This window comes from Streptomyces sp. NPDC021012, from assembly GCF_044333355.1.
Lineage (GTDB): Bacteria > Actinomycetota > Actinomycetes > Streptomycetales > Streptomycetaceae > Streptomyces.
This window is the reverse complement of the sequence record NZ_JBIRQU010000023.1, coordinates 15,808-30,585: the sequence shown is the minus strand read 5'-3', so window position 1 is coordinate 30,585 and position 14,778 is coordinate 15,808. Positions and strand designations below refer to the sequence as shown.

The following is a 14,778-nucleotide window of genomic DNA, read 5'->3' as shown; positions in this document are numbered from 1 at the left end:
CGTACCGCTTCGTGCCGGAGTGTCCGGGGCCCGTACGGCGGGCCTAGGCCACTTTCTCCTTGGGGCGGCCGCCCTTGGGGCCCGGGCGGCTGCGGGCCGCCGACAGCAGGCCGCGGACCGAGAGGAACGCCCCGAGGGCCAGGAACCCGGCGGCCACGGACATGCCGAGGGTGCCGTTCAGGGGCAGGGCGATGCCGATCCCGCCGCCCACCACCCACGCCATCTGCAGCGCCGTCTCGGAGCGGGCGAAGGCCGAGGTCCGCACCAGCTCCGGCACGTCCCGCTGGATCAGCGCGTCGAGGGACAGCTTCGACAGGGCCTGGGTGAGGCCCGCGACCGCGCCGAGGACGGCGACCATGAGCCCGCCGAAGAAGATCGCCGCGAGGACCGCCGTACCGCAGACCACGGTGATCATCGTGGCGATGATCACCTCCGGTTTGTGGCCCCGGTCCCGGAGCAGGGAGCCGGCCGCCGTACCGCAGGCGTTGCCCGTACCCGCCGCCACGCCCACGATGCCGAGGGAGACGGCGGCGCTCTGCCCGGACAGCGGGTGCTCGCGCAGCAGGAACGCCAGGAAGAAGATCAGGAAACCCGACAGCATCCGCTGGGCCGCGTTCGCCTGCAGGCCGTGCAGCACCGACGGGCCCACCGTCCGCAGGCTCGGCTTCTTCTCGCCGTGCGTCAGCAGGTGCGCCCGCCGCTCGCCCTTCGCGGAGTCCACCTTGTGCGGCATCCGCAGCGCCCAGAACGTGCCGAGCAGGAACAGCGCGCACGCCCCGTACAACGGGTAGCGCGGCCCGATCAGCTGGAGCCCCGCCCCGATGGGCGCGGCGATGCCCGTGGCGAGGAGCCCGGCCAGGGTGACGCGGGAGTTCGCCTTCACGAGGGAGAAGTTCGGTGGGAGGAGGCGGGGCACGACGGCGCTGCGGACCACCCCGTACGCCTTCGAGGCCACGAGCACCCCGAGCGCGGCCGGGTACAGCTCCAGACCGCCCGTCGCCACCGCCCCCGACATCATGACCGCGAGGACCGCCCGGGTCAGCATCGCGCCCGCCATCGCCGCCCGCCGCCCGTGCGGGATGCGGTCCAGGAGCGGGCCGATCACGGGGGCGAGGAGCGTGAAGGGGGCCATCGTGACGGCCAGGTAGAGCGCGACGCGGCCGCGGGCCTCGTCGGTCGGCACGGAGAAGAACACGGTGGAGGCGAGGGCGACGGTGATCATGACGTCCCCGGCGCCGTTCACGGCGTGCAGCTCGATCAGCTTCCCGAGCCCCGACTCGCCCGCCCCGTGCGCGTGCGTCGCCTTCCGGATGCCCTTCGCGGTCCCGGTGAACGGCAGGTGCAGGGCACGTCCCACCTTCCGGCCCGCTCGGCGGAGCGGCCCGGCGGGATCGTGTGATCGTACGGGGGACCGTGCGGCTGCCACTCCGTCATAGTGCCCCACCCGCGCGCCGGACGAACCGTGGCGCGGCGGGGGAGACCCGGGAAGGGAGCCGCTTCGTGGGGCGCGGGGTGGCCGCGATCCGGGTCACTTGGGACGGGCAGGTGGGCTGAGGCCCGCGAACGGGGTAGCGTGCGTAGCGCGTCACCGGCGGAATCTCTCGGCCGCGCGCCTCTTCGGCATCCCGCAGAATGGATGGCGTTAGGTGTGCCCGAGACGCGCGAGACAAGTCGGGTGCGGACGTCGATGCGGCCCTCTGGTCCGCTCCGCCCGCCGCCCGTGGCTTCGCTCCCGCCCCTCGGCCGGCGCACCCGTGAGACGGCGTAGGAGAGAAGCGAGACCTGTGAGTGCTGCGACGACGCGAAGCGGTACCCCGCGTACCCCGCGAGCCACGCGTACCCCCGACCGCCTGTGCGCCGAGGCCGTAGACCTCGCGCGGGAGGCCGCCGAGGAGGCGGCCGCGCCCGGCATCGTCGGCGCACACGTCGAGGTGGTCGCGGAGGGCGACCGCGTCGTCACGCACTACTTCGAGTCCAAGGAGCCCGGCTACCGGGGCTGGCGCTGGGCGGTGACCGTCACCCGCGCCTCCCGTGCCAAGAACGTCACGCTTGACGAAACCGTCCTGCTGCCGGGCGCGGACGCCCTCCTCGCCCCCGAGTGGGTGCCGTGGAGCGAGCGCCTCCGCCCCGGCGACATGGGCCCGGGCGACCTCCTCCCCACCGAGCAGGACGACCTGCGCCTGGAGCCCGGCTACTCGGGCGAGGACGCCCCGCCGCCGAACTCCGTCGTCTCGGAGGAGATGTCCGAGCACCTCGACGAGGAGGACGCCGAGCTCACCTCGCGCACCCCCTCCCGCGGCGCCATCGCCGCCGTCGCGGACGAACTCGGCATGCGCCGGGCGCGGGTCCTCTCCCGCTACGGCCTCCACGTCGCCGCGGACCGCTGGGACGAGGCCTTCGGCGCCAAGACCCCCATGGCCCAGGCCGCCCCCGCCTCCTGCGAGTCCTGCGCCTTCCTGGTCCCGCTGGCCGGCTCCCTCAAGCAGGCCTTCGGCATCTGCGCCAACGAGTTCTCCCCCGCCGACGGCCGCGTCGTCTCCCTCGCCTACGGCTGCGGCGGCCACTCCGAAGCCGCCGTCATGCCCAAGCCCCCCCGCCCCGCCCCTCCCGTCCTCGACTCCATGGCCACCGACGCCTTCCCCCTCCGCCCCGCCAAGGACTCCGGCTCCACCACCGAACCCGACGCGGCGTCGGAGGACCTGGGCCACTCGTAGCCCCCGCGCGTCCCGTCGCCCCCGCCGGGCCTGGTGCGGGGCGCCCACTCCGGGCCTCCCGCCCCGGCGGACCCGCGCTGCCCGGCGTACGAGCCCGCGCACCGCGGCGCGACCCTCACCCCGCCGGGCAGCGCCCCCCCGTGTGGGCCCGCGCCCGCCTGGGGCTTCGCCCCGCCTCGTGTGGGGCCCGCGCCCGCCTGGGGCTCCGCCCCGCGCCCGTGTGGGGCCCGCGCCCGGCGGGGCGGTGCGCTTCGCCTGGGGCTTCGCCCCCGCCCAGTGTGGGGCCCGCCCCCGCCCGTGTGGGCCGCGCGCCCGGCGGGGCGGTGCGCTTCGTTCACCCCCGTGTGGGCAATCGTCCCGCTGGGCGGGACGGGTGGGCACACGGGACGGCGCCCTTAGCGGCGCCTCCGCGTTCCGCGCCTGAACCCGCACCACCGGTGACGGCGCACACGGGGTGCGGGTCCGGGCTCGGAAGCCTCTGGCGCCGGCAGGGCGCGGGTCCGTTGTGCCCACCCGTTCCGCCCCGGCGGAGCGATGGCCCACAACGGGGGGTGGTGGCCGTTGAGGGTGGGTCCCGCCCCGGCGGAGCGATGGCCCACAACGGGGGGCGGCGGCCGTTGAGGGTGGGTACCGCCCCGGCGGAACGATTGCACACAACGGCGGCGGGGCGCAGCCCACAACGGGCGGCGCGCGGCGGCCCCGGGCCCGGTCGCCGCAGGCCCCGCCGGCCGCGCTCGGACGCCGCCGACGCATCCGTATCAGGCGGGAAAACCACAGGTCAGGGCGCCGAAACGGCGAACGACCCCGCGCGCCCCCACCCCCCGACGTGCCCCCGGCGCCCCCGTGCCGCGCCGCGCGGTACCTTCGGGCCCCGGGCTGAATGGTCCGGGAGGACAGCCCCGTAGAACCGAAGAGTGGAGTCAGACGTGAGCGTCAGCGTCCGGACGACGACCGACGGAACCGATCCCTTCGGCACCGCACGGCTGCGGCGGGGGGTGCTCGACGCGTGGGGCGCGAGTCCGGCGCGGTTCAGGGAGGACGCGAACGCCGAGGAGGACCTGGCGCTGGGCGGCTACCGGGACCGCCTGGTCGTGGAGCTCGCGCAGAACGCCGCCGACGCCGCCCACCGCGCCGGCGTCACCGGCCGCCTCCGCCTGACGCTGCACCCCGCGGACCAGGAGGGCCCCGCGGTCCTCGCCGCCGCGAACACCGGCGCGCCCCTGGACGCCGCGGGCGCCGAGTCGCTGTCGACCCTCCGGGCGTCCGCGAAGCGCGAGCAGACGCACGGCGCGGTCGGCCGCTTCGGCGTCGGCTTCGCGGCCGTCCTGGCCGTGACCGACGAGCCCGCCGTCCTCGGCCGGCACGGCGGCGTCCGCTGGTCCCTGGCCGAGGCGCGCGAGCTGGCCGCCGAGGCGGCCAGGTACAGCCCGGGCCTCGGCGACGAACTGCGGCGCCGCGACGGCCACGTACCCCTCCTCCGTCTCCCGCTGCCCGCCGAGGGCACCGCGCCCGACGGCTACGACACCGTCGTCGTCCTCCCGCTGCGGGACGCCGCCGCCGAGGACCTGGCGGAGCGGCTCCTCGCGGCCGTCGACGACGCTCTGCTGCTCACTCTTCCGGGTATCTCCGAGGTCGTCGTGGAGACGGCCGCGGGCGTGCGGACGCTCCGCCGCTCCGAGGAGGACGGATACGTCCGCGTCGACGACTCCACCACCGGCGGCAACCGCTGGCGGACCGTCACCCACGGCGGCCCCCTCGACCCCGACCTCCTGAAGGACCGCCCGGTCGAGGAGCGGCTCCGCCCGCACTGGTCGGTCACCTGGGCCGTACCGGTGGACGCCGAAGGGGCCCCGAAGTACCCCCGTACGACCCCCGTCGTGCACGCGCCGACCCCCACCGACGAGCCCCTCGGCATCCCCGCCCTCCTCATCGCGTCGCTCCCGCTGGACACCGCCCGGCGGCACCCGGCGCCGGGGCCGCTCACCGAGTTCCTGGTGCAGCGGGCGGCCGACGCGTACGCCGAACTCCTCGCCGACTGGGACCCGGTGACGACCGCGACCCTCGACCTGGTCCCCGGCCCCCTCGGCAAGGGGCACATCGACGGGGCGCTGCGCGCGGCGATCCTGGACCGGCTGCCGAGGGTGGCGTTCCTGGCCCCGGCCGCGCCGTCCGAGGAGCTGCCGGCGCTCCGCCCGATCGAGGCGGAGGTCGTGGAGGGCGCGGGCGCCGGGACCGTCGACGTCCTCGCAGAGGTCTTCCCGACGCTCCTGCCCGCCGGTTTCGAGCGCCGCCCCGAGCTCCGCACCCTCGGCGTCGGCCGCGTCCCCCTCACCGAGGCGATCGACCGCCTGGCCGGGGTCGACAGGCCTGCGGCGTGGTGGTGGCGGCTGTACGACTCGCTCGCGGGCGTCGACCCGGACCGTCTGACGGGCCTTCCGGTGCCGCTCGCGGAGACCGAGGAGGGGGCGAGGATCCGTACGACGATCGGCCCCCGCCAGGTCCTCCTGCCGCAGGACCGCACCCCGGCCGAGCTGACCCGGCTCGGCCTGAAGGTGGCGCACCCGGAGGCGGCCCACCCGCTCCTGGAGAAGCTGGGCGCCCTGCCGGCGACGCCCCGCGCGGTCCTGACGACCCCGCAGGTGCGGGCGGCGGTCGCCGCCTCCCTCGAAGCGGGGGAGGTCTGGGACGAGGAGACCGACGCCCTCGACGCGGAGGAACTGGCCGAGACCGTCCTCGCCCTCGTCCGGGACGCGGAGCTCGACCCCGGCGAGGAGCCGTGGCTCGGTGCGCTCGCCCTCCCCGACGAGGACGGCGAACTGTCTCCGGCGGGCGAACTGGTCCTCCCCGGCTCGGCGTTCGCGGCCGTCATGCGCGAGGACGAACTCGCCTTCGTCGACGCCGAAATGGCCGCCCGCTGGGGCGAACAGCCCCTCGCCGCCTGCGGGGTCCTCGCCAACTTCACCCTGGTCCGCGCGACCGACCTGGTCCTCGACCCGGACGAGGTCGAGCCCCGGGAGGGCGACTACCCGGAGCCGGACGACGCCGGACTCCTCGACGCGGTCGACGTGTGGTGCGAGGACGTCCTCGACCGGCTGCCCCCGACGCACGTGCCGCCGGTGGCGACGGAGATCGTGGCCGTACGGGACCTGGACCTGGTCGACGACGACGCCTGGCCGCAGGCCCTCGCGCTCCTCGCGCAGCCGCCGCTGCGGGACGCCCTGACCCAGCCCGTACGGGTCCTCCTCCCGGACGGCCGGACGGAGACCGTCCGCCCGTACACGGCCTGGTGGCTGCGCGACCACCCCGTCCTGGACGGCCGCCGCCCGGCGGGCCTGCGCGCCGAGGGCTCGGACCCGCTCCTCGCCGGCCTGTACGACTCCGCCGACGCGACCGGCTTCGAGGACGAGCAGGTCCTCCGCGCCCTGGGCGTCCGCACCTCGGTCGCGGCCCTCCTCGACGAGCCGGGCGGCGCGGCGGAACTCCTGGCCCGTCTCGCGGACCCGGCGCGGGAGGTGACGGCCCCCCAGCTGCATGCCCTGTACACGGCCCTGGCGGACCTGGACCCCGAGCAGGTGACGCTCCCCGACGACCTGCGCGCGGTCGTGGACGGTGCCCTGGTCGTCGTCGAGGCCTCGGAGGCCCTCGTGGCGGACGCCCCCGACCTCCTGCCGCTGGCCGCCGGCCTCCCGCTCCTCCCGGTCTCCCCGTCCCGCGCGGACGACCTGGCCGAGCTCTTCCAGATCCGCCGCCTGAGCGAGGCGGTGGAGGCCGAGGTCACGACGGTCGGCGAGGAGCACGAGGTCCCGGCGTCGGTCCACGCCCTCCTCGGCCCCGCCACCCCCTCCTCGTACGTCGAGCACGAGGAACTCCGCGCCGGCGGCACCGAACTCGACTGGCGTCACACCCAGGACGGCGTCGTCCACGCCGCCACCCTGGAGGGCGTCGCCGCCGGCCTCGCCTGGGCCGCCGGCCAGTGGCCCCGCCGCTTCGAGGTCGCCGCCCTCCTGGAGGACCCGACGAGGACGGCGGAACTGGCCAGGGACAGGTGGTTCGACTGACGGCGCGGCGGCGGGGCCGCACCGAACGGCCCTGGTAGAGACCTGAGTGGCGGCGCGCGGAGACCGGCCGCCGCCCTCACCCCTCTCCCAGGAGGCCCCCATGCCCCAGGTACGCGTCAACGGCGTGAACCTCGCGTACGACTCCGTGGGCGAAGGCGAACCCCTCGTCCTCGTCCACGGTTCGTGGAACGACCACCACAGCTGGCAGCCGGCGATCGAGGCGGACATCCGCGCGTCCTTCACCGCGGTCGCGTACGACCGCCGAGGCCACGGACAGAGCGAGAAGGTGCCGGGCCAGGGCACCCGGAGGCAGGACGAGGACGACCTCGCCGCGCTGATCGAGGAGCTCTTCGACGGCCCCGCGCACGTCGCCGGCAGCTCCTTCGGCGCGTCGATCGCCCTCGGCCTGGCCGCCCGCCGACCCGAGCTGTTCCGCACGGTCACGGTCCACGAGCCGCCGCTCGTGGGCGTCGTGGCCGACGACCACGCGGCCATGTCGGAACTGCAGCGGACGTTCGTCTCCTTCGACGCCATCCTCGACCACCTCCGCAAGGGGGAGGACGAGCCGGCCGCGCACCTGTTCGTGGAGGAGGTGGCGATGGGCCCCGGCATGTGGGACAAGCTCCCGGCCCCGATCCGGGAGACGTTCGTGGCCAACGCCCAGACCTGGCTGGACGAGCAGAACGACCCGCACTGGGCCGAACTCGACCTCGAAGGCCTCTCCGCCTGCCAGGCCCCCGTCCTCCTGAGCCGCGGCACCGAGAGCCCCGCCTGGTTCGGCACGGTCCTGGACCGCCTGGCGGTGGTCCTGCCGAAGGCCCGCCAGCAGACCTTCGAGGGCGCGGGCCACATCCCGCACATCACGCACCCGGAGGAGTACGCGCGGGTCGTGACGGACTTCATCAGGACGGCGGGAGGGGGCGACTGAGAGGGCTGACCGGACCGGGCCTCGGCCCGGTCCGGTCAGCCCGGCCCGGAGGCCGGTCAGACCCTCCCGTGCCGGCCCTTCCACCCGGCGAGGCGGTCGTACAGGGGCCGCTCCGTCCGGGTGGGGAGGGCCTTCCGGGCCGAACGCGCGGCCGGCTGGGTCTCGCAGTTGGCCACGATGTCCGTCCCGCCCTCCCCGTCGCAGTCGTCGACGCCCGCCTGGCCGTCGAGGGTGTCGTCGGCGGGGCCGCCGCGCAGGAAGTCGTCGCCGTCGCCGCCGCGCAGGACGTCCCGCCCGCCGGCGGTGCCGAGCGTCTGGCTCCAGTCCGAGTTGTCGCCGAAGATCCGGTCGTCGCCGCCGCGGCCCTCGATCCGGTCGTTGCCCGCGGTGGCGCCGGTGGGGTCGACGAGGGTGCTGTCACCGATGAGGACGATCTCGCCCGTGCTGCCGCCGAGGATCGTGTCGTTGCCGGAGCCGACCGCGGTGCCGCCGGACGTGTGGTCGCCGACGGCGCCGAACGCGCCGTCCGCTCCCAGGTCGATCAGGTCGTCGCCGCCGGCCCCGCTCGCGTCGCCGAACGGCGCGAAGCTGTCCCCCGTGACGTCGCCGAGGGTGCCGGGGCCTTCGAGCAGGACGTCGTCCCCGGCGCCCGTCGCGCCGTAGTAGCCGAGCGAGTCCCCGATGATGACGTCCTCCCCGTTGCCGCCGATGATCCGGTCCGGGGCGCCGCCGTTGGCGTGGTCGCCTTGGTCGTCCCCGTACAGGACGTCGTCGCCGTCCCCGCCGACGAGGACGTCGGGGGAGGCGCCGTTGGCGGTGCCCTGCGTCGCCGAGTTGTCCCCGAGCAGGAAGTCGTTCCCGGTCCCGCCGTCGAGGTAGTCCCGGCCGGTGGCGCTGGTGACGTCGCCGGTGTACGCGCGCTCGTCGCCGCCCAACTCGTCGTTTCCGGCGTCGCCGTAGACCCGGTCGTCGCCGGTCCCGCCGGAGACGAGGTCGTCGCCGTCGCCGCCGTGGACGTAGTCGTTGCCGCCCAGGCCGCAGATCTTGTCGTTGCCGCCCTTGCCGTCGATGACGTCGTTGCCGGGCGTGCCGATGATGACGTCGTCGCCCGGGGTGCCGATGGTGCCGGTGACGGTGGCGGCGGCCTCGAAACAGGTGGGCGCGGCGGAGGCGGGCCCCCCGGCGGCGACGGTGAGCGCCGCGGCGACGAGCGCCGGGGCGCAGAGGAGGCCGAGGGTGCGGAGGCGCGCGGTCGGGCGGACGGTGGTTCTGCGGGGCATGGGGTTCCCTTCCCGTGGGGGAGACGGAGGAGAGCGAGCGAGCGCGATCGCCGAGGGGCGGTCGCGTTGCGTGATGTCTGCCCCGCATAGGGGGTGCCGTCATGTACGGAGAGTGATTTCACCCGATGAGTAGGCGGTCGGCGGCCACCCGCGCGACGGGCTGGGCCGGATCGAGAGATGCGTCGGAAAGTTTTGACGCGTCGGAAAATCCCGACGTATCGTGGGCGTCATGCCGACCGACGTGTTCGGCGTACTGGCCAACCCGGTACGCCGCAAACTGCTCGAAACCCTGCGGGAAGGGCCTCGCTCCACAGGTGAGCTGGCCGGGATGTTCGAGCTCGGGAGGCCCGCGGTCTCCGAGCACCTGGCGGTGCTCCGTACCGCGGGACTGGTGCGCGAGGAGCCCCGCGGGCGGCACCGCTTCTACCACCTCGAACCGGCCCGTCTGGCCGAGGTGGGCGAGTGGCTGCACCCGTTCGAGCACTACTGGAAGCAGCGCCTGGACGCGCTGGCCCGACTCCTGGACGAGGAACCCGAGACGCCATGACCGAGAGCAACACGATCACCTGCGAGAAGTTCCTGCCCCACGCCCCCGCGGCGGTATGGAAGGCCCTGACCGACCCCGACCTGCACGCCCGCTGGTGGGCCGCCGGCGACGTCAAGCCCGTCGTCGGGCACCGCTTCACCCTCGACATGGGCGACTTCGGCCAGCAGCCCTGCGAGGTGACCGCCGTCGACCCCGAGCGACTCCTCGCCTACCGCTTCGCCGAGGGCACCCTCGACACCACCCTCACCTGGACCCTGCACCCGGAACCCCGGGGCACCCGCCTCGTCCTCACCCACACCGGCTTCGACCTCGACTCCCCCCTGGGCCGCCGGGCGTACGAGGGCATGGGCAGGGGCTGGCCCCACGTCCTGGACCGCCTGGAGGCCGCACTCCTCCGAGCCTGAGCGTCCGGTGGCTTCGGGTGCGTGAAGTGCGGGCCGGGCGGGCCGGGCCCGCCCCGGGGGTCAAGGAGGCGGCACCCTCGACGAGCCCCGCCCGGCGCCGGGGACGCAGGGCCCGCCGCCCGGCCGCGCCTCACGTCGGGAACCGTCTGCCCACCCACCGCCACGCCAGTTCCAGCAGCGCCGAGCCCGCCGCCGCGATGGCGACCGCCGTCCACGGCATCGTCACGCCGACCAGTTTCAGGGCGAAGAAGTCCTGGAGCCAGGGGACGGCGAGGACGAGGAGGAAGGCGGCGGCCATGGTGGCGACGAGGGTGACGCGCCACCAGGTGTAGGGGCGGGCGATGATCGCGAGGACCCACATGGAGACGAGGAAGAGGGTGAGGGTGGCCGCGCTGGTCTCGGCGCCGAGGGCGTCCGGGCCGGTGTAGTGGTGGCGGGCCAGGAGGTAGGTGGTGAAGGTGGCGGCGGCCGCGATGACGCCGCCGGGGATCGCGTACCGCATCACCCGGCGGACGAAGTTCGGTTTCGCGCGCTCCTTGTTGGGGGCGAGGGCGAGGAAGAAGGCCGGGACGCCGATCGTGAGGGTGGAGAGCAGGGTCAGGTGGCGGGGGAGGAAGGGGTACTCCACCTGGGAGACGACCACCAGGATCGCCAGGAGGACCGAGTAGACCGTCTTCGTGAGGAAGAGCGTCGCCACGCGGGTGATGTTGCCGATGACCCGGCGGCCTTCGGCCACCACCGAGGGGAGCGTCGCGAAGCTGTTGTCCAGGAGGACGATCTGGGCCACCGCCCGCGTCGCCTCCGAGCCCGAGCCCATCGAGACGCCGATGTCGGCGTCCTTGAGGGCGAGGACGTCGTTGACGCCGTCGCCCGTCATGGCGACCGTGTGGCCGTGGGACTGGAGCGCCGCCACCATGTCCCGCTTCTGCTGCGGGGTGACGCGGCCGAAGACCGCGTTCTCGTCGAGGACCTTCGCCATGTCCTCCCGCGTGGCCGGCAGGTGGCGGGCGTCGACCGTGTTCTCCGCGCCCGGCATGTCCAGCTTTCCGGCGACCGCGCCGACCGAGACGGCGTTGTCGCCGGAGATGACCTTGGTGGCGACGTTCTGGTCGGCGAAGTAGGCGAGGGTGTCGGCGGCGTCGGGGCGCAGGCGCTGTTCCAGGACGACGAGGGCCGTGGGGCGGGTGTCGGCGGCGACCTCGGGGGAGTCGAGTTCCCGGGTGGCGCGGGTCAGGAGGAGGACCCGCAGGCCCTGTTCGTTGAGGTGGTCGATCTCCGGGAGGGCCGGGTCCTCCGGCTTCAGGAGGACGTCCGGGGCGCCGAGGAGCCAGGTGGAGTTCTCGCCGTCGCCCTCGCTGAACGACGCGCCGCTGTACTTGCGGGCGGAGGAGAAGGGCAGGCTTTCCGTGCAGCGCCACTCCACCGTGTCCGGGTAGGCGTCGATGATGGCCTGGAGGGAGGCGTTCGGGCGCGGGTCCGATTCGCCCAGGGCGCCCAGGACCTTCCGTACGTACGTCTCGTCCGAGCCGTTCAGGGCCCGCAGTTCCGTGACGTCCATGCCGCCCTCGGTGAGCGTGCCCGTCTTGTCCAGGCAGACCACGTCGACGCGGGCCAGGCCCTCGATCGCCGGGAGTTCCTGCACGAGGCACTGCTTGCGGCCGAGGCGGATCACGCCGATCGCGAAGGCGACGGAGGTGAGGAGGACGAGGCCCTCGGGGATCATCGGGACGATGCCGCCGACCGTGCGGGCGACGGCGTCCTTGACGTTGTCGTCCTTGACCACCAGCTGGCTGATGACGAGGCCGATCGCGGTGGGGACCATCATCCACGTCACGTACTTGAGGATCGTGGAGATGCCCGTGCGCAGCTCGGAGTGGACGAGGGTGAAGCGGGAGGCCTCCTCGGCGAGCTGGGCGGCGTACGCCTCGCGGCCGACCTTGGTGGCGGTGAAGGCGCCGCCGCCGGCGACCACGAACGAGCCGGACATCATGCGGTCGCCCGGTCTCTTCACGACCGGGTCCGCCTCGCCGGTGAGGAGCGACTCGTCGATCTCCAGGCTGTCGGCCTCCGCGACCTCGCCGTCCACGACGACCTTGTCGCCCGGTCCGAGTTCGATGAGGTCGCCGAGGACGATCTCGGAGGTGGAGATCTCGGCGGCCCTGCCGTCGCGCCGGACGGTGGGTTTCGCCTCGCCGATGACGGCGAGCCCGTCGAGGGTCTTCTTGGCGCGGAGCTCCTGGATGATGCCGATGCCGGTGTTCGCGATGATCACGAAGCCGAAGAGGCTGTCCTGGATCGGCGCGACGAAGAGCATGATCACCCACAGCACGCCGATGATCGCGTTGAAGCGGGTGAAGACGTTCGCGCGGACGATCTCCGCGGTCGAGCGGGAGCTCCGTACGGGGACGTCGTTGACCTCGCCGCGGGCGAGGCGTTCGGCGACCTCGGCGGAGGTCAGCCCGGCGGGGCGGTGCACGACGGGCGGCCCGGTCGCCGCCGTCCCGCTGCCGGTCGTGTCGATCTTCGCCCGCTGAGTCATGTTTTCGACGGTACGACCGGTTTCGGCCGTTCACCTGCCGAGGAGGGCGAAGGGGCAGGCCGGGGGGTGCCCCGGTGTTACGCGTGGTCCCCGTCGGAGGTCCGCTGCGCCGCCGCGTGCCGCTTGATCGCCGCGTCCCGCTTCCGTACGTACCAGATGCCGATCAGGCCGAGACCCGCTCCGGCCAGGCAGGTCCACACCCACCAGGTGAGGTCCCGGTCGTCGAACCAGCCGTAGAAGGGGACCTGGACGAGGAAGAGGACGAACCAGAGGATCGTTCCGCCGGTGATGGTGGCGACGACCGGCCCTTCGAGGGGCTCGGGTGCCTCGTGCTTCGGTGTCCACTTCGCCATGGGGCTCAGTCTAGGTGGCCCGTTTTCGTGTCTACGCGCGGAGATGGACTCTCGCTCGTTCATGTGTTCATACTGAAACGGTTTGCCTCTGGCGGGTTCCACTCGTATGAACCGCCAAAAAGGACTTCTCAGAACCTCCGAAGAGGAACCCCCATGAGCTCGACGGCCACCGCCAAGGCCACGCCCCCGGAGACCCCCCAGGACCAGGGCTCCGTCTCCGGCCTCGACCGCTACTTCAAGATCTCCGAGCGCGGCTCCACCGTGGCCCGTGAGATCCGTGGCGGCTTCGCCACCTTCTTCGCGATGGCCTACATCATCGTGCTGAACCCGATCATCCTCGGCAGCGCCAAGGACATGTACGGGCACCAGCTCGACAGCGGCCAGCTCGTCACCGCCACCGTCCTCACGGCGGCGTTCACGACCCTCCTCATGGGCGTCATCGGCAACGTGCCGATCGCGCTGGCCGCCGGCCTCGGCGTCAACACGGTCGTCGCGCTCCAGCTCGCGCCGAAGATGTCCTGGCCGGACGCCATGGGCATGGTCGTCCTCGCCGGCATCGTCGTGATGCTGCTCGTCGCCACCGGCCTGCGCGAGCGCGTCATGAACGCCGTCCCGGTCGGCCTGCGCAAGGGCATCGCGATCGGCATCGGCCTCTTCATCATGCTCATCGGCCTCGTCGACTCGGGCTTCGTCTCCCGCATCCCCGACGCCGCGCACACCACCGTCCCGCTCCAGCTCGGCGCCGACGGCCACCTCACCGGCTGGCCGGTGCTCGTCTTCATCCTGGGCACGCTGCTCACCCTCGCGCTGATCATCCGCAAGGTGCCGGGCGCGATCCTCATCTCGATCGTCGCCATGACGATCGTGGCCATGGTGATCAACGCGGTCGCGAAGGTTCCGTCGTGGGGCCTCACCACTCCCGAGTGGCCGGGCAACCCCGTCGCCTCGCCCGACTTCGGCCTCGTCGGCAAGGTCAGCCTCTTCGGCGGCTTCGACAAGGTCGGCGTCCTCACCGGCGTCCTGTTCGTCTTCACCGTCCTGCTGTCCTGCTTCTTCGACGCGATGGGCACGATCCTCGGCGTCGGCGACGAGGCCAAGCTGATCGACGAGGACGGCAACTTCCCCGGCATCAACAAGGTCCTCCTCGTCGACGGCCTGGCCGTCGCCTCCGGCGGCGCGACCTCCTCCTCGGCCACCACCTGCTTCGTGGAGTCCACGGCGGGCGTCGGCGAGGGGGCCCGTACGGGCCTCGCCTCGGTCGTGACCGGCGGTCTGTTCTCGGTGGCGCTGTTCCTCACGCCGCTCGCGACCATGGTGCCGTCGCAGGCGGCGACCCCCGCGCTGCTCGCGGTGGGCTTCCTGATCCTGGCCGGGTCGATCAAGGAGATCGACTGGAGCGACTTCACCATCGCGGTGCCGGCGTTCCTGGCCATGGTGATGATGCCGTTCACGTACTCGATCACGAACGGCATCGGCATCGGCTTCATCGCCTTCAGCGTGCTGCGGCTCGCGGCCGGCCGGGGCCGTGAGGTCCCGGTGGCCATGTACGTCGTGTCGGCGGTCTTCGTCTTCTACTACGCGATGCCGGCGCTCGGCCTCACGTGATCGCGGGGCGGGTCGACCGCCCCGTAGAACTTCTCCGTCTCGTCGACGGCGGTCTTGAACCGCTCGTCGAAGTCCTCTCGAATGAGCGTCCGGGCCACGTAGTCCTGGACGCTCATTCCTCTTTTCGCGGCGTGACTCCTGAGCCGGTCGAGCAGCTCACTGTCGATGCGCAGGCTGAGCACTGTCGATCCCATGCCGTTCAGGGTCGGGGGAGCCGGGGGCTCTTTGCGTCACTTTCCGGATCCGACTCACTCATTTGGGTGATGCATGGATGCCGAAGCGTGATCTGCCGGGCCCTGCGCCGCCCCTTCGGTAGGGGTGTGGCGGGTGTGATGCGTGCTACCCCTGCC

Annotated in this window: 11 protein-coding genes; 6 read left to right on the top strand and 5 right to left on the bottom strand. The window is 73.5% G+C overall.

Going from position 1 to position 14,778, the window contains the following annotated elements:
* Nucleotides 1-43: 43 nt before the first annotated feature.
* Nucleotides 44-1,444 carry an MFS transporter gene (locus ACH4TP_RS38685; protein WP_398440539.1) on the bottom strand — a complete coding sequence of 467 codons (1,401 nt, stop codon included), beginning with the start codon at nt 1,442-1,444 and terminating at the stop codon, nt 44-46.
* A 340-nt stretch (nt 1,445-1,784) separates the two neighbouring features.
* On the opposite strand from ACH4TP_RS38685, the gene ACH4TP_RS38680 reads away from it, so the two are divergent.
* The 3 genes from ACH4TP_RS38680 to ACH4TP_RS38670 all read left to right on the top strand — a co-directional run bounded on the left by ACH4TP_RS38680 (nt 1,785) and on the right by ACH4TP_RS38670 (nt 7,700).
* A complete protein-coding gene (locus ACH4TP_RS38680; protein WP_389221465.1) occupies nt 1,785-2,714 on the top strand; it encodes a DUF3027 domain-containing protein in 930 nt (309 codons plus the stop codon).
* Nucleotides 2,715-3,628: 914 nt separating this feature from the next.
* Nucleotides 3,629-6,772, top strand: a complete 3,144-nt coding sequence (locus ACH4TP_RS38675) for a sacsin N-terminal ATP-binding-like domain-containing protein (protein ID WP_398440538.1) — start codon at nt 3,629-3,631, stop codon at nt 6,770-6,772.
* A 100-nt stretch (nt 6,773-6,872) separates the two neighbouring features.
* Nucleotides 6,873-7,700, top strand: a complete 828-nt coding sequence (locus ACH4TP_RS38670; protein WP_398183685.1) for an alpha/beta fold hydrolase — start codon at nt 6,873-6,875, stop codon at nt 7,698-7,700.
* 56 nt (nt 7,701-7,756) lie between these two features.
* On the opposite strand, the gene ACH4TP_RS38665 is transcribed toward ACH4TP_RS38670, so the two are convergent.
* On the bottom strand, nt 7,757-8,980 hold the full coding sequence (locus tag ACH4TP_RS38665) for a calcium-binding protein (RefSeq protein WP_398440537.1): 1,224 nt from the start codon (nt 8,978-8,980) through the stop codon (nt 7,757-7,759).
* 229 nt (nt 8,981-9,209) lie between these two features.
* Here ACH4TP_RS38665 and ACH4TP_RS38660 point away from each other — a divergent pair, with 229 nt between their 5' ends.
* Both ACH4TP_RS38660 and ACH4TP_RS38655 read left to right on the top strand, forming a co-directional pair.
* Nucleotides 9,210-9,527, top strand: a complete 318-nt coding sequence (locus ACH4TP_RS38660) for an ArsR/SmtB family transcription factor (RefSeq protein ID WP_398183692.1) — start codon at nt 9,210-9,212, stop codon at nt 9,525-9,527.
* The gene (locus ACH4TP_RS38655) at nt 9,524-9,931 is read left to right on the top strand and encodes an SRPBCC domain-containing protein (protein ID WP_398183695.1); all 408 of its coding nucleotides are present in this window, start codon (nt 9,524-9,526) and stop codon (nt 9,929-9,931) included. The genes ACH4TP_RS38660 and ACH4TP_RS38655 overlap by 4 nt, the downstream gene beginning before the upstream one ends.
* 130 nt (nt 9,932-10,061) lie before the next feature.
* On the opposite strand, the gene ACH4TP_RS38650 is transcribed toward ACH4TP_RS38655, so the two are convergent.
* The gene (locus ACH4TP_RS38650; protein WP_398183698.1) at nt 10,062-12,470 is read right to left on the bottom strand and encodes an HAD-IC family P-type ATPase; all 2,409 of its coding nucleotides are present in this window, start codon (nt 12,468-12,470) and stop codon (nt 10,062-10,064) included.
* A gap of 77 nt (nt 12,471-12,547) precedes the next feature.
* Nucleotides 12,548-12,823: a DUF2530 domain-containing protein gene (locus ACH4TP_RS38645; protein WP_389221451.1), complete on the bottom strand. Its 276-nt coding sequence runs from the start codon at nt 12,821-12,823 to the stop codon at nt 12,548-12,550.
* Between the two features lie 153 nt (nt 12,824-12,976).
* Between ACH4TP_RS38645 and ACH4TP_RS38640 the strand changes: the two genes are divergently transcribed.
* Nucleotides 12,977-14,428: an NCS2 family permease gene (locus ACH4TP_RS38640; RefSeq protein WP_398183701.1), complete on the top strand. Its 1,452-nt coding sequence runs from the start codon at nt 12,977-12,979 to the stop codon at nt 14,426-14,428.
* On the opposite strand, the gene ACH4TP_RS38635 is transcribed toward ACH4TP_RS38640, so the two are convergent.
* Complete coding sequence (locus tag ACH4TP_RS38635) at nt 14,398-14,622, bottom strand: hypothetical protein (protein WP_389221447.1); 225 nt, start codon at nt 14,620-14,622, stop codon at nt 14,398-14,400. The genes ACH4TP_RS38640 and ACH4TP_RS38635 overlap by 31 nt on opposite strands.
* Between the last annotated feature and the right edge of the window lie 156 nt (nt 14,623-14,778).

Excerpts from the sequence above, each read along its gene's own strand:
- ACH4TP_RS38670 (WP_398183685.1), top strand. The coding sequence starts at position 6,873 with ATGCCCCAGGTACGCGTCAACGGCGTGAACCTCGCGTACGACTCCGTG.
- ACH4TP_RS38665 (WP_398440537.1), bottom strand. The coding sequence starts at position 8,980 with ATGCCCCGCAGAACCACCGTCCGCCCGACCGCGCGCCTCCGCACCCTC.
- ACH4TP_RS38660 (WP_398183692.1), top strand. The coding sequence starts at position 9,210 with ATGCCGACCGACGTGTTCGGCGTACTGGCCAACCCGGTACGCCGCAAA.
- ACH4TP_RS38655 (WP_398183695.1), top strand. The coding sequence starts at position 9,524 with ATGACCGAGAGCAACACGATCACCTGCGAGAAGTTCCTGCCCCACGCC.
- ACH4TP_RS38650 (WP_398183698.1), bottom strand. The coding sequence starts at position 12,470 with ATGACTCAGCGGGCGAAGATCGACACGACCGGCAGCGGGACGGCGGCG.
- ACH4TP_RS38645 (WP_389221451.1), bottom strand. The coding sequence starts at position 12,823 with ATGGCGAAGTGGACACCGAAGCACGAGGCACCCGAGCCCCTCGAAGGG.
- ACH4TP_RS38640 (WP_398183701.1), top strand. The coding sequence starts at position 12,977 with ATGAGCTCGACGGCCACCGCCAAGGCCACGCCCCCGGAGACCCCCCAG.
- ACH4TP_RS38635 (WP_389221447.1), bottom strand. The coding sequence starts at position 14,622 with ATGGGATCGACAGTGCTCAGCCTGCGCATCGACAGTGAGCTGCTCGAC.